This is a genomic window from Mycobacterium sp. NGS41, assembly GCF_059812725.1.
Window position 1 is genome coordinate 57,071 of sequence record NZ_JCALDF010000003.1, and the last position, 18,463, is coordinate 75,533.

General features: G+C 67.4%; 18 protein-coding genes. 6 read left to right on the forward strand and 12 right to left on the reverse strand.

From position 1 onward, the window contains the following. Nucleotides 1–235 precede the first annotated feature (235 nt). The 10 genes from AC5Y21_RS04105 to fadD8 all read right to left on the reverse strand — a co-directional run bounded on the left by AC5Y21_RS04105 (nt 236) and on the right by fadD8 (nt 9,268). Entirely contained in the window at nt 236–1,588 is a 1,353-nt protein-coding gene (locus AC5Y21_RS04105; protein ID WP_499909697.1) for a hypothetical protein, read from the reverse strand. 11 nt (nt 1,589–1,599) lie between these two features. Continuing rightward, the gene (gene menE, locus AC5Y21_RS04110) at nt 1,600–2,673 is read right to left on the reverse strand and encodes an o-succinylbenzoate--CoA ligase (protein WP_499910162.1); all 1,074 of its coding nucleotides are present in this window, start codon (nt 2,671–2,673) and stop codon (nt 1,600–1,602) included. Between the two features lie 68 nt (nt 2,674–2,741). Continuing rightward, on the reverse strand, nt 2,742–3,053 hold the full coding sequence (locus tag AC5Y21_RS04115) for a DUF3349 domain-containing protein (protein ID WP_499909699.1): 312 nt from the start codon (nt 3,051–3,053) through the stop codon (nt 2,742–2,744). Nucleotides 3,054–3,107: 54 nt separating this feature from the next. Then, nucleotides 3,108–3,398, reverse strand: a complete 291-nt coding sequence (locus AC5Y21_RS04120; protein WP_499909701.1) for a hypothetical protein — start codon at nt 3,396–3,398, stop codon at nt 3,108–3,110. Next, nucleotides 3,395–4,654, reverse strand: a complete 1,260-nt coding sequence (locus tag AC5Y21_RS04125) for an inorganic phosphate transporter (RefSeq protein WP_499909703.1) — start codon at nt 4,652–4,654, stop codon at nt 3,395–3,397. Before AC5Y21_RS04125 ends, AC5Y21_RS04120 begins: the two co-directional genes overlap by 4 nt. 97 nt (nt 4,655–4,751) lie before the next feature. Beyond that, entirely contained in the window at nt 4,752–5,159 is a 408-nt protein-coding gene (locus tag AC5Y21_RS04130; RefSeq protein WP_499909705.1) for a VOC family protein, read from the reverse strand. 57 nt (nt 5,160–5,216) lie between these two features. Then, nucleotides 5,217–6,098 (reverse strand): SDR family oxidoreductase, encoded by an 882-nt coding sequence (locus tag AC5Y21_RS04135; RefSeq protein ID WP_499909707.1) that lies wholly within the window; start codon nt 6,096–6,098, stop codon nt 5,217–5,219. Nucleotides 6,099–6,197: 99 nt separating this feature from the next. Beyond that, on the reverse strand, nt 6,198–7,100 hold the full coding sequence (locus AC5Y21_RS04140; protein WP_499909709.1) for a 1,4-dihydroxy-2-naphthoyl-CoA synthase: 903 nt from the start codon (nt 7,098–7,100) through the stop codon (nt 6,198–6,200). Beyond that, nucleotides 7,097–7,564 (reverse strand): nitroreductase family deazaflavin-dependent oxidoreductase, encoded by a 468-nt coding sequence (locus AC5Y21_RS04145; protein ID WP_499909712.1) that lies wholly within the window; start codon nt 7,562–7,564, stop codon nt 7,097–7,099. The genes AC5Y21_RS04140 and AC5Y21_RS04145 overlap by 4 nt, the downstream gene beginning before the upstream one ends. Before the next feature lie 105 nt (nt 7,565–7,669). Next, a complete protein-coding gene (gene fadD8, locus AC5Y21_RS04150) occupies nt 7,670–9,268 on the reverse strand; it encodes a fatty-acid--CoA ligase FadD8 (RefSeq protein ID WP_499909714.1) in 1,599 nt (532 codons plus the stop codon). A gap of 147 nt (nt 9,269–9,415) precedes the next feature. Between fadD8 and AC5Y21_RS04155 the strand changes: the two genes are divergently transcribed. From AC5Y21_RS04155 to AC5Y21_RS04165, 3 genes are all read left to right on the forward strand, one after another. Then, on the forward strand, nt 9,416–11,020 hold the full coding sequence (locus AC5Y21_RS04155) for an amidohydrolase (RefSeq protein WP_499909716.1): 1,605 nt from the start codon (nt 9,416–9,418) through the stop codon (nt 11,018–11,020). Between the two features lie 62 nt (nt 11,021–11,082). Then, nucleotides 11,083–12,000, forward strand: a complete 918-nt coding sequence (locus AC5Y21_RS04160) for an o-succinylbenzoate synthase (RefSeq protein WP_499910163.1) — start codon at nt 11,083–11,085, stop codon at nt 11,998–12,000. Next, nucleotides 11,997–12,785 (forward strand): alpha/beta fold hydrolase, encoded by a 789-nt coding sequence (locus tag AC5Y21_RS04165; RefSeq protein WP_499909718.1) that lies wholly within the window; start codon nt 11,997–11,999, stop codon nt 12,783–12,785. Before AC5Y21_RS04160 ends, AC5Y21_RS04165 begins: the two co-directional genes overlap by 4 nt. 21 nt (nt 12,786–12,806) lie before the next feature. On the opposite strand, the gene AC5Y21_RS04170 is transcribed toward AC5Y21_RS04165, so the two are convergent. Further along, nucleotides 12,807–13,316 (reverse strand): hypothetical protein, encoded by a 510-nt coding sequence (locus AC5Y21_RS04170; RefSeq protein ID WP_499909720.1) that lies wholly within the window; start codon nt 13,314–13,316, stop codon nt 12,807–12,809. Continuing rightward, nucleotides 13,313–14,767, reverse strand: a complete 1,455-nt coding sequence (locus tag AC5Y21_RS04175) for a serine/threonine-protein kinase (RefSeq protein WP_499909722.1) — start codon at nt 14,765–14,767, stop codon at nt 13,313–13,315. The genes AC5Y21_RS04170 and AC5Y21_RS04175 overlap by 4 nt, the downstream gene beginning before the upstream one ends. Before the next feature lie 227 nt (nt 14,768–14,994). Between AC5Y21_RS04175 and menD the strand changes: the two genes are divergently transcribed. The 3 genes from menD (at nt 14,995) to AC5Y21_RS04190 (ending at nt 18,407) form a co-directional block, all read left to right on the forward strand. Then, nucleotides 14,995–16,656 carry a 2-succinyl-5-enolpyruvyl-6-hydroxy-3-cyclohexene-1-carboxylic-acid synthase gene (gene menD / locus AC5Y21_RS04180; protein WP_499909724.1) on the forward strand — a complete coding sequence of 554 codons (1,662 nt, stop codon included), beginning with the start codon at nt 14,995–14,997 and terminating at the stop codon, nt 16,654–16,656. Between the two features lie 7 nt (nt 16,657–16,663). Then, the gene (locus tag AC5Y21_RS04185; RefSeq protein WP_499909726.1) at nt 16,664–17,188 is read left to right on the forward strand and encodes a DUF3592 domain-containing protein; all 525 of its coding nucleotides are present in this window, start codon (nt 16,664–16,666) and stop codon (nt 17,186–17,188) included. A 64-nt stretch (nt 17,189–17,252) separates the two neighbouring features. Continuing rightward, complete coding sequence (locus tag AC5Y21_RS04190; RefSeq protein ID WP_499909728.1) at nt 17,253–18,407, forward strand: glycosyltransferase family 4 protein; 1,155 nt, start codon at nt 17,253–17,255, stop codon at nt 18,405–18,407. Nucleotides 18,408–18,463: the final 56 nt, after the last annotated feature.

Here is an 18,463-nt window from a genome sequence, read left to right on the forward strand (position 1 = left end):
GTTGAGTGTGCATTGACGGCGTCGAGTGTGCATTGACGGCTTTGGGTGTGACTGTAGGGCGGAAAAGTTGGCTGGTTCTCGCCCACGATGCACAACCAAAGCCGTACGTTCACAACCAAAGCCCGACGCTCACAACCAAAGCCGTCAACGCACGCGCGAGTGGCCGAGCAGACGCAAAAACCCCCGAAAACGGCCGTTTCCGGGGGTTTTTGCGTCTGCTCGGCCCCACTTCCACCTACCAGTTGGTGAAGATGACGCTGTTCACAAGCAGCGCCCCAGCGGCGTTGAGCCCCAGCCACATCCGATGCGATCGCACCGGCAGCAGTGCGGGCGCGGCGGTGAGCCAGATGGTGAAGGGCAGCCAGATTCGCTCGGTCTCGGCCTTGCTCAGCATGCTCAAGTCGGCGCAGACGATCGCGGCCAGCATCGCAAGCAGCAACAGGTGAAAACCGGATCGTCGACAGATGGCGGCCTTATCGAATACCCGACTGATTCCCGCGACGCTGCCCAGCCCGATCGCGCACACCACGCACGCCAGGTTGGCCCACCACCAGTACTGAAACGGGCGATCCTTCGCGATGCCCTGCCAATAGCGTTGCTGCACAAGGGTATAGCCGTCGAACCAATAGAATCCCGCGACAGCAAACGCGACCGCCACGGCCACAGCGGCCAGCGAGGCCGGGACGACCGCCCGCAGCGACCTGCGCCAGTCGCCGGCCGAGATGAGCACCGCCAATGCCGGAAGCCCAATCAACAGCAGGCCGTAACTGACAAACACACCCCAGCCGACCAGCAGACCCGCCCCGACGGCCGCCAAAGCGGGGTACCGCACCGTGCCGTGCACCGCCAATGCCAACAGTGCGATACCCCACGCCGCGATTCCGGCGAAGTACCCGTCGGCCGAGACCGCGACCCAGATCGCTGTGGGCGCCACCGCGACGAACGGCGCGGCCCGTCGCGCGGTCTGCTCGTCGGCCAGCGCACGGATGGCGATCACCGCCGCCGCCGCGGCGCTGGAGCCGACCAGCAGACACAGCAGTCCGGCCCAGGCGCCGCCGTGCAGGCCGATGCGGTCCAGCCAGACGAACGTCAGCAGCGCACCCGGTGGATGCCCCGAGACGTGAGTGACCCAGGAGTTCGGCTGGAAGTCGACGATCCGGCTCGCGAACGTGCGCACTGTAGCGGGGATGTCGACGATGCCGGGCACCTGCGACAGGTATTCGTCGCGGGTGGTCAGCCGGCCGGCGAAGCCGCGCTGCCAGCCGTCGATCATCGCCAGCGCAAACGCCCACGCGGCGGCCGTGGCCCAGCTGCACAGCGTCAGCGTCCGCCACGAAAGCCGCTGTGCGACAAGCGTTCCCCACAGCACGGTGGCCAGCGCGATCAGGATTGCCGGTGCGGTGCCCCAGCCGACATGGGCATCCCAATAGCCGAAGATCGGCGCGGCGCCGGCCCGCGTGGCGAACCGCTCCAGGCCGGTATCGCGACGCGGGTCGACGCCCAGGTGCATCCGCGGCAGAACGACCGCGGCGGCCACCAGAACCGCCGCGGCCGCTACCGCGACCACTTCCCGGCGCGCCACCCTCACGGTCGACCAGCTTATTGTTCGCCCGCGAACCGGCGCGCCAACGCGGCCCGGTCCACCTTGCCGATGCCGCGGCGCGGCAGCGCGTCGACGACGTGCAGCTCACGAGGTGCGGCGGTGACGTCCAGCGTGCGCACAACATGCTCGCGCAACACGTCCAGCGTCGGCGCCCCGCACCCGTCACGCACCACCACCGCGGCGACCACCCGCTGGCCCAGCCGGTCGTCCGGGAGTCCGAAGACCACACAGTCGCTGACGGCGGGGTGGCTGCATAGTGCGGCCTCGACAAGCTCGGGCAGCACGGTTAGACCGCCGGTGCTGATCGCGTCGTCGGCGCGACCCAGCACGGTTAGCACGCCCGAATCATCCAGCGCGCCAAGGTCGTCGGTGCGGAACCAGCCCGGCTCGGCGAACGGATCGGGATCGACCGGGTTGCGGTAGCCCTTGGCCAGCGTGGCGCCGCCGAGCCCGACGCGGCCATCGGCAGCCACCCGTACCCGCACCCCGGACAGGGGGACACCGTCGTACACGCAGCCGCCCGCGGTTTCGCTCATTCCGTAGGTGTGCACCACCGCGATGCCGGCGGCCGCGGCGGCGTCGAGGATGGGCCGCGGCAACGGTCCACCGCCGATCAGCACGGCGTCCAATTCGGCCAGCGCTGCTGCTGCCGCAGCGTCGGTGAGCGCCTTGGCCAACTGGGTGGCGACCAGCGAGGTGTATCGCCTTCCGGAGCCCAACCGCCGTACCGCCGTGGGCAATTCAGCGATGTCGAAACCGCCCGAAACGTCCAGCTCGACGGGCGTGGTACCGGCGAGCACGCTGCGTACCAGCACCTGCACCCCGGCGATGTGATGCGGCGGCACGGCCAGTAGCCAGCTGCCCGGGCCGCCGAGCCGATCGTGGGTGGCCGACGCGCTGGCAGTGAGTGCCGCAGCGGTGAGCAGTGCGCCCTTCGGAGTGCCGGTGGTTCCCGACGTCGTCACCACGACGGCCACGTCGTCGTCGATGTCGTCTCCGACTCGCAGCGCGGGAGAGGGTTCGTCCCGGTACGCCACCGGGATCAGCGCGGGATCACGGCCGTCGAGCACCCGTTCCAGCGCGGGCAACAGCGAGTGGGCGGCATCGCCCGGTGGGACGCTCAGCGCACGCAGGACGGCTATGCGCGTTCTCCGTTGTCGGGGGCGTCGCGGGCGTCATCGAACGGCCAGCCCTTGGCTGCCAACCGGGTTCGGACGCGGTCGATGTCTGCCGGCGACGGCAGTTCGTCGGTGAATTGGGTGATCACCACACCGATGTCGATATGGTCGAATTCACCGCGCTGCATCAGTTCGTTGGTCACCAACTTGACTTCGTCGTTGGTCAAGCGGCGGGCCAGCAACGCGAGCACGGCGAAGGAGTCCGTCGGCGGAATGCCCTCGGGATACCCCGCGCGCAGCCACGAGACGATCGAGGTGAGGAATCGGTTCACGCTGTGACAACTCCGCGCGTTGGCTCGGCAATCCTGCTGGACGTTGACTCGATGCTACTTGGGATCGGCACCCAGGAAGTGATACCCAGTGTGATGGGCAACGAAATCTCGGGCGATATAGAGCACGCCGAGGATGACGATCGCGATGACTAGCGCGTAGATCAGCCACGCGATCGCGATCAGGACCGGGTTGCGCTTCGGTGTGGCCGCACCGAGGCCGATCGCGCCGGCGCCGATGGCCTGCAGGCGCACCCCGAGCGCGAAAAGCGCGGGCAGTGCCGCGCCGGCCAACATGCTAAAAATCAGGATCTTGAGCGTGGCCTGGTAGTTGAACCAGGCGCTCATGATGCGGTCCGCGCGGGAAGCGCGTCGTCGTCAGAGTCGGAGCCGTAGTGGGGCGCGGGCGCGCCCGGCTTAGGGCCCGTATCGGGTGCCTGTGGCCGGTCGGGCGTCTCGGCCGACTCTTCGAGCCCGGCCGTCAGGCTGCCTTCCCATTCGGCGTTGACGTTGTGGTGGTCGACCTTCACCTTGCGCGAGCGCACGTAGATAGTGAGGGAGATCGCTGCCAGCAGCGAGAAGCCGACGATCGCGCCCGGGTACCCGCCGATGAGGTGCACGATCCAATAGGTCACCGCTCCGACCAGCCCGGCCAGCGGAAGCGTGACCAGCCACGCGGTCGCCATCCGGCCGGCCACCCCCCAGCGCACCTCGCCGCCCGGCTTGCCCAGCCCGCTGCCCAGCACCGAACCGGTGCAGACCTGCGTGGTGGACAGCGCGTAGCCGAAGTGCGCGGACAGCAGAATCACTGCGGCCGACGACGATTCGGCGGCCATGCCTTGCGGCGACTGAATCTCGACCAGTCCCTTGCCCAGGGTGCGGATGATCCGCCAGCCACCCAGGTAGGTGCCGGTAGCCATGGCCAGCGCGCAGCTCACGATGACCCACAGCGGCGGGGTGACGGCCGTCTTGCTGACGGCGCCGTACGACATCAGCGCAAGGAAGATGATGCCCATCGTCTTCTGTGCGTCGTTGGTGCCATGTGCCAGCGAGACCAGCGACGCCGAGCCGATCTGGCCCCGCCGGAACCCGCCGGAGGTGCGCTTTTCCGGGACGCCGCGGGTGATCCGGTACACCAGCCACGTCGCCGCCGCCCCGACAGCAATCGCCAGCAGCGCGGACACCACGGCCGGGACGATGGCCTTGGACACCACGCCCTTCCAGATCACCCCGTGCCCGCCGACGGCAGCGATGGTGGCGCCGACGATGCCCCCGATCAAGGCGTGCGAGGAACTCGACGGGATACCGAGCAGCCAGGTCAAAAGGTTCCACACGATGCCGCCGACCAGGCCGGCAAACACCAGCTCCAGCGTTACCAGGTTGGCGTCGATCAGGCCCTTGGCGATCGTCGCCGCGACTGCGGTGGACAAGAAGGCGCCCACCAGGTTGAGCACCGCGGACAGGGCGACCGCTGCCTTGGGCGCCAGCGCGCCGCTGGCGATGGACGTCGCCATCGCGTTGCCCGTGTCATGGAAGCCGTTGGTGAAGTCGAACGCCAATGCAGTGATCACGACGATGAGCAAGAGGAACAGTTCGATGTTCACAGCGCCTGATTCTGGTGGTCGGAGGATTCGATTGTCGAATGCGCCAAGAGGTGAATCGCGGGTATACCTTCAGTCGTCGCCAGATGTTACTTCGGAGTTAACCGGCTGTTTTCCCAAGGTCGCCGCGGGTGTCCCGGCGCAGCGGGTGATCGCCAGGCACCTCGACGAATATCAGGGTGATGCCGTCGGGGTCGGTCACGTGCATCTCGTGCAGACCCCACGGTTCGCGACGCGCCTCGCGGGCGATCGGCACCCCGCGATTTTCCAGTTCGGCCTGGGTCGCGCGTACGTCGCGAACCTGTAACCAGAGGGCGCCCGGGAAAGGGCCCCGGGAGTGGTCCGGGTTACCGTAACCGGCCAGCTCCAGCAAAGACTGGCCAGCGAAAAAGACTGTGCCGCCGCCGTATTCACGCGCGATCGCCAGACCGATCTGGTCGCGGTAAAAGCTCAGCGACCGCTGGTAATCCGCCGGCCGAAAAAGCATCCGGCTGGCCAGGATCTCCATGACCTCGTGTCTACCACGTCTGACGTCAGGTCGGTACGCGCGGCTGCGGCCGTCGACCTAGCCGGACTGGCCCGCGCGGCGCTCCATCAGCGCATTGACCCAGCGGGGGCCGACGGTGTTGAGCGCCTTGGCTGCCAGCGCCATGCGCGGGGCGATGTGCACCGGCCGCGTGCGGGCCGCGGTGATCATCCACTCGGCGGCCTCCTGCGACGTGAGCGCGGGCATTCCCTCGTAGGCCTTGGTCGGCGCGATCATCGGCGTGGCCACCAGCGGGTAGTAGAGGGTCGTCGAATGCACACCCTGTTGACCCCATTCGGTCTCGATGATCCGGCTCACCGCTGACAGTGCGGCCTTGGACGCGTTGTACACCGAGAACAGCGGCGAGGCTTCGGACAGCACGCCCCACGTCGCGACGTTGATGATGTGGCCGTCGCCGCGCTCGAGCATGCCCGGTGCCAGCCCGCGGATCAGCCGCAGCGGCGAGTAGTAGTTGAGCACCATGGTCCGCTCGACGTCGTGCCAGCGCTCCAGCGACTCGGCCAGCGGACGGCGGATGGACCGGCCGGCGTTGTTGATCAGAATGTCCACCCCGCCGATGCGCTCTTCGACCTCGGCGACGAGCGCATCGACGGCGTCCAGGTCCGAGATGTCGCAGGGCATCGACAGCGCCGTGCCACTTGCCGCTGTGATCCGGTCCGCGACCGCGTCCAGCAAATCCCGGCGGCGGGCCACGGCAACCACGGTGGCGCCGTGACGAGCGAATTGTTCGGCCGCAGCCTCGCCGATGCCCGACGACGCGCCGGTGAGCAGGATGCGCTTGCCGTCGAGGTCGACCGGTCTGATCGCGGGTCGATTGCTGATCAGTTGCGGCGCGGCCGGCGGCCGCATGCTGGCCAGCACGATCTGTTCGGTGAACCGGCGAAGCGGACTCTTGCTCATCGTGGGCAGTCTAGGAGGAGCGGGCAGGATCACCGAGATCGACGTTAGCGTGCGCTCTATTCGTACATTCACGCGCTGGCGTCGATCTCGACGGAGTCCTTAGAAGTAGCGCGGGAACGGGCTCCAGTCCGGCGGACGCTTCTCCAGGAACGCGTCGCGGCCCTCTACGGCCTCGTCGGTCATATATGCGAGCCGGGTGGCCTCTCCGGCGAACAGCTGCTGGCCCACCAGCCCGTCGTCCAGCAGATTGAACGCATACTTCAGCATCCGTTGGGCCTGAGGCGATTTGGCGTTGATCTCCGCCGCCCACTGCACACCGACGCGCTCCAGCTCGGCGTGGTCGACGACTTCGTTGACCGCGCCCATCTGGTGCATCTGCTCGGCGGTATACGCGCGGCCCAGGAAGAAGATCTCGCGGGCGAACTTCTGGCCCACCTGCCGCGCCAGGTAGGCGCTGCCGTAACCGCCGTCGAAACTGCCGACGTCGGCGTCGGTCTGCTTGAAGCGGGCGTGCTCACGGCTGGCCAGGGTGAGGTCGCACACCACGTGCAGGCTGTGCCCGCCGCCGGCCGCCCAGCCGTTGACCAGGCAGATCACCACCTTGGGCATGAAGCGGATCAGTCGCTGCACTTCGAGGATGTGCAACCGGCCGGCGCGTGCCTGATCGACGGTGTCACCGGTCTCACCGGAAGCGTATTGATAGCCGGAGCGCCCGCGAATGCGCTGATCGCCGCCGGAGCAGAACGCCCAGCCGCCGTCCTTCGGGGACGGCCCGTTGCCGGTCAGCAGCACCACTCCCACGTCGGGGGACATCCGGGCGTGGTCGAGCACGCGGTAGAGCTCGTCGACGGTGTGCGGGCGAAACGCGTTGCGCACTTCGGGTCGGTTGAATGCCACTCGCACGGTGGCATCGTCGACGTGGCGGTGATAGGTGATGTCGGTCAGGCCGTCGAATCCGTCGACGGGACGCCACGCCGCCGGATCGAAGGGGCTGTCACTCACAGCGGGTCCATCCGGAAGACGGGGCAGATGCCGGCCAATGCCTCGAACTCGTCGGGGCGACCCTCCTTGACCAAGCCCGTCCGCTTCATGAAGCCGACGCCGGTGGGGACCTCGGTCGGGAAGGCTCGCAGGAACGGTCGCGCGTCGTCGGCGGACAACTCCACCATCCGCACCCGGTCTTGGTTGCGGCCGCGCCTGAGTGTGACTTCGCCTGCGGCCCTGACGTTTTGCACCCAGTCCGCCCCCGGGAAGCCGCCGACGACGTACCGCTTGCCGTCCACAGTCATCGGCGTCACCGGCGTCGACCGCGGCGTCCCGGACTTACGGCCAAGCACGGTCAACACCACCGGGCTTTCACCCCCGAAGCTCATGCCAAGGCGCGTCAGTTGGATGAAGACCTTGTTCGCCGGCTTGAGCCACCAGGGTGGCTTGAGGGACGGCTTCGGCCCGTCAGCGTTTGCCATGCCTGTCACAGTAGTCAGCCGGTCGGCGCGTTGAGCCGCCGAGCGTGACAGCACAGTCACGCTGGGCCGCGAACGTGACTGCAGCGTCACACTCGACGGCAAGGCCTAGCCGACGGCGCGGCCGGCGCCTTCCCAGAACCGCGCCCGCACGGCCTTCTTGTCCGGCTTGCCCAGCCCAGTCAGCGGCAGCGAGTCGACGATGACCACCCGCTTGGGCGACTGCACCGACCCCTTGCGATCCTTGACCGCGGCCTGGATGTCTGCGGTCATCGCCTCGATCGCGGCGTCGTCACGGGCCGCGTCGGATCGCAGCACCACCACCGCGGTGACGGCCTCGCCCCACTTGTCGTCCGGCGCCCCGACCACGCACACCTGCGCTACCGCGGGATGCTCGGCCACGACGTCTTCGACCTCGCGAGGGAACACGTTGAAGCCGCCGGTGACGATCATGTCCTTGACCCGGTCGACGATGTAGTAGAAACCGTCCTCGTCCTCGCGGGCCATATCGCCGGTGTGCAGCCAGCCGTCTTTAAACGTCTCAGCCGTCGCTTCCGGCAGGTTCCAGTAGCCGCCGGCCAATAGTGGTCCGCTGACACAGATTTCGCCCGGCTCCCCCTGGGGTACTGGCTTGCCGTCCTCGCCCAGCAGTGCGACGCGCGCGAACAGCGTCGGACGGCCGCACGAGGTCAGCCGCTTTTCGTCGTGATCGCCCTTGGCCAGATACGTGATCGCCATCGGCGCCTCGGATTGCCCGTAGTTCTGGGCGAAGATCTTGCCGAACCGGCTGATGGCCTCGGCCAGCCGCACCGGGTTGATCGCCGACGCGCCGTAATACACCGTCTCCAGCGACGACAGGTCCCGGGTCCGCGAATCCGGGTGGTCCATCAGCGCATAGAGCATCGACGGCACCACGAACGTGGCAGTAATGCGCTTCTCCTCAATGGTTTTCAGCACTTCGCCCGGGTCGAACTTGGGCAGCACATACATCTCGCCGCCCTTGATCAGCGTCGGCACGAAATAGGCCGCGCCGGCATGCGACAGCGGCGTGATCATGAGAAACCGCGGCTGCTCCGGCCATTCCCATTCGGAGAGTTGAATCATCGTCATGCTGGAGATCGACTGCGCGGTGCCCATCACGCCCTTGGGCTTTCCGGTGGTTCCGCCGGTGTAGGTCAGGCCGATGACCTGATCCGGTGGCAGGTCGGCGGCCACCAGCGGCTGCGGTTCGTACTTGGCGGCTTCGGCGGACAGATCGACTGCCACACCTCGCAACGCCTCGGGCACCGGCCCGATGGTGAGGATCTGCGTGAGTGAGCTCACCTTCTCCAACAGCCCCAGCGCCCGCTCGACGAACATCGGGTTGGGGTCGATGATCAGCGAGCTGATGCCGGCGTCGTTGAGCACATAGGCGTGATCGTCCAGCGAGCCCAGCGGGTGCAGGGCGGTGCGCCGATAGCCCCGGGCCTGTCCGGCGCCGATGATCATCAAGACTTCGGGGCGGTTGAGCGACAGCAGACCGACCGCGACCCCGGTCCCGGCGCCCAGTGCCTCGAACGCCTGGATGTACTGGCTGATCCGCTCGGCCAGCTGGCCACCGGTCAGGGTGGTGTCGCCGAGGAACAGCACCGGCTTGTTCTTATGGCGTTTGAGCGCGCCCAGCAGCAGGTGGCCGTTGTGGGTCGGGTTACGCAGCAGCTCATCCATGTGGCAAGACTAGAACGTGTTGCAGTTCGGCGCGGCCACACCCCGGGTCGGGAGCATTTCCGCACGTAGCCGTCGAGCGTGAGTGACACGAATTCGAGGCAGTTCGCGTACCTAGGGTCCACGCTCGGCGCCTTGTAGGTTCGACTGATGACCCAGGCAGATGTCGTCTTCACCGGAACCGTATTGACCGTCGATGAAGCGCAGCCCACCGCCGAAGCGCTCGCCGTCGCCGACGGCCGGATCATCGCCGTCGGCGACCGGTCGGAAATCGATGCGTTCGCCGGCACCGGCACCCAGACCATCGACATTGGTGACGGCTGTGTCATGCCGGGTTTCATTGAGGCACACGGTCATCCGCTGATGGAGGCCATCGCGCTGTCCGACCGGCTAGTCGACATCCGGCCGGTGACCTTGCGCAGCGCGGACGACGTCGTCGCTGCGGTGCATCGCGAGGTTGCGCAGCGCGGACCCGACGGCGCTTACCTCAACGGTTGGGACCCGCTGCTGCAGAGCGGGCTTCCGCAGCCGACGCTGGCCTGGCTCGACGAGGTCGCGCCGGACGGGCCGCTGGTGATCATGCACAACTCCGGACACAAGGCCTTTTTCAACTCACATGCGGCCCGGCGCGCCGGATTGACCCGCGACACCCCCGACCCCAAGGGAGCCAAGTTCGGCCGCGACGCACACGGTGAGCTGGATGGCACCGCCGAGGAGACCGGCGCGGTGTTCCCGCTGTTGGCGGGTGCCATCCAGCCCACTGACTATCCGCGGATGCTGCTCGCCGAATGCGCCCGACTCAACCGGGCCGGCCTGACCACCTGCTCGGAGATGGCGTTCGACCCCGGCTTTCGGCCAATGGTCGAGCAATTGAGCGACCGGCTGACGGTGCGGCTGCGCACCTACGAGATCTCCAACCCGCAGATGTCCACCGACGCCACCCCCGGCCAGGGCGACGACATGCTGCGTCAGGTCGGCATCAAGATCTGGGTGGACGGCTCGCCGTGGATCGGCAACATCGCGCTGTCGTTTCCCTACCTGGACACCGAAGCCACCCGCATCAGCGGCATACGGCCCGGCTCCTGCGGATGCGCCAACTACACCGCCGAACAACTGCACGAAATCGTCGGCGCCTACTTCCCGCTGGGCTGGCCGATGGCGTGTCACGTACAGGGCGACGCCGGCGTCGACACCATCCTCGACGTCTACGAGGAGGCGCTGCGTCAGCATCCGCGCCAAGACCACCGACTACGGCTCGAGCACGTGGGCGCCATCCGGCCGGAGCAATTGGAGCGCGCCCACGCCCTCGGCGTCACCTGCAGCATTTTCGTCGACCAGATCCACTACTGGGGCGACATCATCGTCGACGGGTTGTTCGGACCTGAGCGTGGATCCCGTTGGATGCCAGCGCGAACCGCGGTTGCCACCGGAATGCGTATCTCGCTGCACAACGACCCGCCGGTCACACCGGAGGAGCCGCTGCGCAACATCAGCGTGGCCGCCACGCGCATAGCGCCGAGCGGGCGGGTCCTGGCGCCCGAAGAGCGGTTGACGGTCGAGCAGGCGATCCGCGCGCAGACCATCGACGCGGCCTGGCAGCTGTTCGCCGACGACATCATCGGCTCGCTTGAGGTCGGCAAGTATGCGGACCTGGTGGTGCTCTCGGCCGATCCGCGTGCGGTGCCGCCGGAGCAGATCGCCGATCTGGAGGTGCGCGCCACGTATCTGGCGGGGAGCCGGGTCTACGGCCAGTGACTCGACCTTTTTTGCCGGCGCTTCGGGACCTTTTGGACCGACTGCATGTGGTCGCGTTGCCGATGCGGGTGCGGTTTCGCGGCATCACCACCCGGGAAGTCGCGCTGATCGACGGCCCGGCCGGATGGGGCGAGTTCGGGGCCTTTGTCGAGTATGGACCTGCCGAGGCCGCACACTGGCTGGCCGCCGGAATCGAGGCCGGCTATCGCGAGCTGCCGCAGCCGCGCCGCGACCGTATCCCGATCAACGCCACCGTGCCCGCGGTCGCCGCCAGCCAGGTGACCGAGGTGCTGGCCCAGTTTCCCGGCGCCCGCACCGCCAAGGTGAAGGTCGCCGAGCCGGGACAACGGCTGGCCGATGACGTCGACCGGGTCAACGCGGTGCGGGAATTGATTCCGACCGTGCGGGTAGACGCCAACGGCGGCTGGAGCATTGAGGAGGCAGTCGAAGCCGCCGCCGCCCTGACCGCCGACGGGCCGCTGGAATACCTCGAGCAACCCTGCGCCACCGTGCCAGAGCTCGCCGAGCTGCGCAGGCGGGTCGACGTGCCGGTCGCCGCCGACGAAAGCATCCGCAAGGCCGACGACCCGCTGGCCGTGGTCCGCGCCGGTGCTGCCGACGTCGCGGTGCTGAAAGTCGCTCCGCTGGGCGGTGTTTCGGCTCTGCGCGATATCGCCGCGCAGATCGACATTCCGGTCGTGGTGTCCAGTGCGCTGGATTCGGCGGTCGGCATCGCCGGCGGGCTGGCCGCCGCCGCGGCCCTGCCAGAGCTCAGCCATGCCTGCGGCCTGGGCACCGGCGGCTTGTTCATGGAAGACGTGGCCGACGTCGCAATCCCCGTCGACGGCAACCTGCCGGTGCGGCGTGTTGTGCCCGACCCGGCGCGGCTGCAGGCACTGGCCGCCCCAACGCAGCGACGGCAATGGTGGATTGACCGGGTTAAGGCCTGCTATCCGCTGCTTGTACCGTCGTTCGGGTGATCAACCTGGCTTATGACGACAAGGGGACCGGCGAGCCGGTTGTCTTCATCGCCGGCCACGGCGGCCCCGGACGCACTTGGCATCTGCATCAGGTCCCGGCATTCCTGGCGGCGGGATACCGCTGTATCACCTTCGACAACCGCGGGGTCGGCGCCACCGAGAACGCCGAGGGTTTCACCACGCAGACCATGGTCGCCGATACCGCGGCGCTGATCGAATCCCTGGGCGTCGCCCCGGCGCGCATCGTCGGGGTGTCAATGGGCTCGTTCATTGCCCAGGAGCTCATGCTGGCCCGGCCGGAGCTGGTGACTGCGGCGGTGCTGATGGCCACCCGCGGTCGCATGGACCGCACCCGCCAGTTCTTTCACGACGCCGAGGGCGAGCTCTATGACTCCGGCACGCTGCTGCCGCCCAAGTACGACGCGAAAACTCGCTTGCTGGAAAACTTTTCGCCCAAGACCCTCAACGACGACAACGCCATCGCCGACTGGATTGCGATGTTCACCATGTGGCCGGTCAAACCCACACCGGGATCGCGTTGCCAACTTGACGTCTCTCCAACGACGAATCGATTGCCCGCCTACGGCAGCATCTCAACGCCTGCCCTGGTGATCGGCTTCGCCGACGACGTGGTAACCCCGCCTCACCTGGGGCGCGAGGTCGCCGACGCCATGCCCGGCGGCCGCTACCTGCAGATCCCCGACACCGGTCATCTCGGGTTCTTCGAGCGGCCAGAGACCGTCAACGCCGCGGCGCTGCAGTTCTTCGCCAGTGTGAAGGGCTGACTCCGACTGCCGGAGCGTCGCTCAGATGGCGTCAAAGCGGCTGATGAGCCAGCTTCCGTGCACCTTTTGCAGGCCTACCCGCACCGAGCTCGTGGTCATTGCTGGTGTTGGTTGTTCCTTGCTGACCGTCGTTTGGTTGACGAACACGAGGATCGCCGCCGCGTCGCGTGTCAACGTTTCAACTCCGGCGCGTTTGACCTCAGCGGTGGTCTTAAGCCCTTTCTGCTGCGCGGCGGGCTTGACTATCTCGCTGGTGAACTTCCGGTAATAGCTGAGAAAGTCGCCGGTGAGCACCGCATATGCGGCGTCGAAATCTTGGTCAATGGTGTCGGGCGAATAGCTCAGTACCTTGACGGTTCCGGCGGTCGCGGCCTGGGTCGCCTCCTGACGGGCGGCGGGCTGGTCAGCCACCACCGGCGGCGGCTGGCGGCTCTTGACCAGCAGCTGTCCGCCGCCCACCGATGTCGCGGCCAGCGTCGCGACGGTGAGCGCAACAACGAGCAGCCACCACGCCACGCGTCTCGCGCTCATGCCACGAACTCCACTTTCGAGACCTTGTAGCTGTCGCCGATTCTTTCGACCTGCACACTCATCCGCCACTGTCTCGGTTCTGGCGAGGAGCCGTTTTTGCTCGGCGTCGCCGTCGCGGCGACCAGCACGTGGGCCGTCGAACCGCTAATCGACTCTAGGGCAGCGCTTTTGATCGTTCCTTTCGTCGCCGTTTGCATCTGCCGGATCGCCTCCTTGAAGCTGTCGCTGCGTTTGGCGAAATCGTCGTGAAATTCGCCGGTCGATCCGTCGAGGATGCGCTGGATGTCGCTGTCGACTGACTGCGGGTTGATGCTGATGAACAACACGGTGAACTGCTTCGCGTAGTCGACATACGGTTGCCATTGTGGCGCGCCCGTGGAAGGTTGCGGGCTCGGTCGCAGAACCTGCGTCACCGCGAAGCCGACGGCGCCGACTAGCAGCACCATTAGAATCAGCGGCACCAAGATTGCCGAGACTCTGTGCCCCCGTCGGTGTTCGGGCTCTGGCCAGTAGGGCAGCGGCGGCATAGGCGGTGACCACGGGGGTGCAACCTGGGTGGCCGGTTCGGCAGGCGGCCAGGCAATGGCGGCCTGAGTTGGCTGAGCGTGAGCCGCTGTGTCGGCGATCGCCGCACCGAGCGCCTGCGCGAAGTCGAGGCAGCGTGGATAGCGTTGCGCGGGATCTTTTGCGAGGGCTTTCGATAACACAGGATCTAGTCGCGCCAACTGTGGGCGGCGTTCCGCCAGTAGCGGCGGCGGTGCCGTCAGGTGCTTGCCGATGATCACCGCCGCATTGGAATGCTCGTAGGGTGGCACGCCGGCCAGCAAGTGAAAAGCGGTGGCGGCCAATGCGTATTGGTCCGCTCGTCCATCGATCGGCTGGCCCATCAGCTGCTCGGGCGCCGCGTAGGCGATCGAGCCGACCGTGACGTTGGTCGCCGTCAGCCCGCTGACGTCATCGGCTTGGCGGGCAATGCCGAAGTCGGCCAACAAGATTCGGCGCCGGTCAGCGGCGGAGTGCGTCAGCAGGATGTTGGCCGGCTTGACGTCGCGATGCACCAGGTTGCGTTGATGAGCATAGTCGAGAGCATCAGCGACGGCCGTGACGATCTCAACGACGTCCGGCTCGGCCAAACCGTTGGCCGCGCTCACCGCGTGGGCGGCGTCGGTGCCGTCCACGTAGTCCATGGTGATCCACAGCTGGCCGTCGAACTCACCGCGATCGTGCAGTCCGACGATGTTCGGATGCCACAGCGTGGCCGCCAGGTCGGCCTCCCGATTGAAGCGCTGCCGGTAGTCGGTGTCTCCGGTCAGCGAGGCGGGCAGGATCTTCAGCGCGTCCAGCCGCGGCAGCCTGGGATGTTGGGCCAGATAGACCTCTCCAATCCCGCCGGAACCGAGCAGACGCCGAATGGTGTAGCCAGCGAAGACGGCACCGTTCTCAAGCGGCATGCAGCGAATCCTACTGAGTGCCCCGCCGTGGTTGCCGCATCGTTCGCTGAGCTACTCGCCGGCTTCGAATCGCACCGAGTCTGCGTCCAGGGCTAGCCATGGCGTCGTCCCGATGCTTTCATCGCAGCGTCGGCGCCACTACCGCAGACTCGACGCCGTTGCCGTGGCTGGTGTGACTGATGTGGCGCTGTTGCCGGCCGCCGTCGCGGTTGTGACAACCTGTAGTGGTGAACCCCTCGACGACACAAGCCCGCGTCGTCGTCGACGAGCTGATCCGCGGCGGCGTCCGCGACGTGGTGCTGTGCCCCGGCTCACGCAACGCCCCGCTGGCATTCGCGCTGCAGGATGCCGACCGGTCAGGCCGGATCCGCTTGCACGTTCGCATCGACGAACGCACCGCGGGCTATCTGGCCATCGGGCTGGCAATCGCCGCCGGTGCGCCGGTCTGTGTCGCGATGACGTCGGGCACCGCCGTGGCCAACCTAGGCCCGGCGGTCGTAGAGGCCAACTACGCGCGGGTGCCGCTGATCGTGTTGTCGGCCAACCGGCCCTACGAATTGCTCGGTACCGGGGCCAACCAGACCATGGAACAGCTGGGCTACTTCGGCACCCAGGTTCGCGCCACCATCAGCCTGGGTCTGGCGGAGGACGCGCCCGAACGGCTGGATTCCCTCAACGCCACCTGGCGATCGGCGACCTGCCGGGTCCTGGTAGCCGCCACCGGCGCCCGGTCCGCCAACGCCGGTCCCGTGCACTTCGACATTCCGCTGCGCGAACCGCTGGTGCCGGATCCGGAACCCCGCGGCTCGCTCACCCCGCCGGGCCGGCCGGGCGGCAAGCCGTGGACGCACACGCCGCCGGTCACCTTCGACCAGCCCCTGGATATCGACCTGTCGGCCGACACCGTCGTCATCGCCGGGCACGGCGCGGGCGTGCACCCCAACCTGGCCGAATTGCCCACCGTCGCCGAGCCGACGGCGCCGCCGGGGCCTAACCCGCTGCACCCGCTGGCGCTGACGCTGCTGCGCCCCAAACAGGTGATCATGCTGGGCCGCCCGACGCTGCACCGTCCGGTATCGGCGCTGCTGGCCGACCCCAAAGTGCCCGTGTATGCGCTGACCACCGGGCCACGCTGGCCGGATGTCTCGGGCAACTCACAGGCCACCGGCACGCGGGCGGTCACCACCGGGTCACCAAACCCGGCGTGGCTGCGTCGCTGCGCGGAGATGCATCAGCACGCGATCACGGCGGTGCGGAGCCAACTCGCCGCGCACCCGCTGACCACCGGGCTGCACGTTGCGGCGGCGGTGGCCGACGCGCTTCGGCCCGGCGATCAGCTGGTGTTGGGGGCGTCGAACCCGGTCCGCGATGCGGCGCTGGTGGGCTTGTCCACCGACGGCGTGCTGGTGCGGTCCAACCGCGGCGTGGCGGGCATCGACGGCACCGTGTCCACCGCGATAGGGGCGGCTCTGGCATATGAGGGGTCCCACGAGCGGACCGGAAGCTCCGGCAGCGCGCCACGCACCGTGGCGCTGATCGGCGATCTGACCTTCGTCCACGACAGCTCCGGGCTGCTGATCGGCCCCACCGAACCGACACCTGCGCACCTGACGATCGTGGTGTCCAACGACAACGGCGGTGGCATCTTCGAGCTGCTCGAGCAGGGCGACCCCAGGTTCTCCGACGTGTCGTCGCGGATTTTCGGTACCCCGCACGACGTCGACGTGGGTGCGTTGTGCCGCGCGTACCACGTTGAGAGCAGACAGATCGAGGTCGACGAGCTGGCAGCGGCCCTCGACGAATCCGCTCCCGGTATGCGGGTGCTGGAAGTCAAGGCTGACCGGTCCTCACTGCGCGGGCTACACGCCGCCATCAAGGCCGCGCTATGAGGGACCTGTGATATCGCCGAAACGGTTGCTGCGCACCCTGATTCACGGCCGCACCGATGATCCGCCGAAGACCCGGCCGCGGATCGTGCTGCGGTGGGCACGGATCGCGATCCTGATCGTGGTCGGTCTGGTCACCCTACAGTCGATGCTGCTGGTGGCCGGCGCGTGGCGCAACGACCTGGCGATCGACCGCAATATGGGTGTGGCACAAGCGGAAGTGCTCAGCGCCGGTCCGCGACGCTCCACCATCGAGTTCGTCACACCCGACCGCGTCACCTACCGGCCCGAGCTCGGTGTGCTGTATCCGTCCGAATTGGCCACGGGTATGCGGATTTACGTCGAATACAACAAGAACGACCCGAACCTGGTCCGGGTGCAGCACCGCAACGCCGGACTGGCCATCATCCCGGCGGGGTCCATCGCCGTGCTGTCCTGGCTGGCCGCGACGGCCGCGCTGGTCGTGCTGGCCTTGCTGGACAGGCGACTGGACCCTCGGGAAAAGTCGAAGAGCGCACCCGGCGAATCAAGCTAGAGAGTTCGCGTCCCGTACGTCCATCGGCAATCTCGTCGACAGCTGACGCCGCCACAGTGGTGGAGTGCGCGTTGCAATCGTCGCCGAGTCGTTCCTTCCGAACGTCAACGGTGTCAGCAACTCAGTGGTGCGGATACTTGAGCATCTGCGCCGAACGGGACACGAAGCCCTCGTCATCGCGCCCGACAACCCGCCGGGTGAACCCCGTGCGGAACGCGTTCACGACGGGGTCCGAGTACATCGGGCACCAGCGCGGATGTTCCCGAAGGTGACCACCCTGCCGCTCGGTGTGCCCACGCCGCGAATGCTCAGTGTGCTACGCGGATTCGATCCCGACGTGGTGCATCTGGCGTCGCCGGCGCTGCTCGGTTACGGCGGGCTGCGCGCGGCTCGCCGGCTGGGGGTGCCGACGGTGGCGGTGTACCAAACCGACGTGCCGGGTTTCGCGGCGAGTTACGGCATTCCCCTGAGATCCCAGACGGCACGGGCGGCGTGGGCATGGTTCCGCCACCTGCACCGCCTCGCCGACCGCACTCTGGCACCGTCTAGCGCGACGATGGAATCGCTCCTCGCCCACAGTGTTCCGCGGGTCTATCGATGGGCTCGCGGGATCGATGTGCTTCGGTTCGCTCCGTCTGCGCGAGACGAGTCGGTCAGGCGACGCTGGTCGCCGGAGGCTAAGCCGATCGTCGGCTTTGTGGGCCGGCTGGCGCCGGAGAAACACGTTGAGCGGTTGGCGGTGCTGGCCGCCCGAGACACGGTGCAGATCGTCGTCGTCGGCGACGGCATCGACCGAGACAAGCTGCAATCAGCAATGCCCACAGCGGTTTTCACTGGCGCACTCTACGGTGAGGAGCTCGCTGCGGCGTATGCCAGCATGGACGTCTTCGTGCACACCGGTGAGCACGAGACGTTTGGTCAAGTCGTGCAGGAAGCGCTGGCGTCGGGGCTGCCGGTGATCGCCCCCGACGCCGGCGGACCACGCGATCTCGTCGTCCCCCGCCGCACTGGACTGTTGTTGGGAGTCAACGAGTTTGAGGCGCGACTGCCCGCCGCTGTGGATCAACTGATCGCCGAGAGGCGGCGCTATGCGCATGCCGCGCGGCGCAGCATGCTCGGACGCAGCTGGCCGGTCATCTGCGACGAGCTGCTGGATCACTACCGCGCGGTGATGTCACCGGCCGCGCGGATACGGCTTTCGTGGCGCCAGTCCGCTTAGCTGAAGGTGCGAAGACGCAGTTCGGTGTGTACTGAGGGCTTTGAGTGTGCATTGGC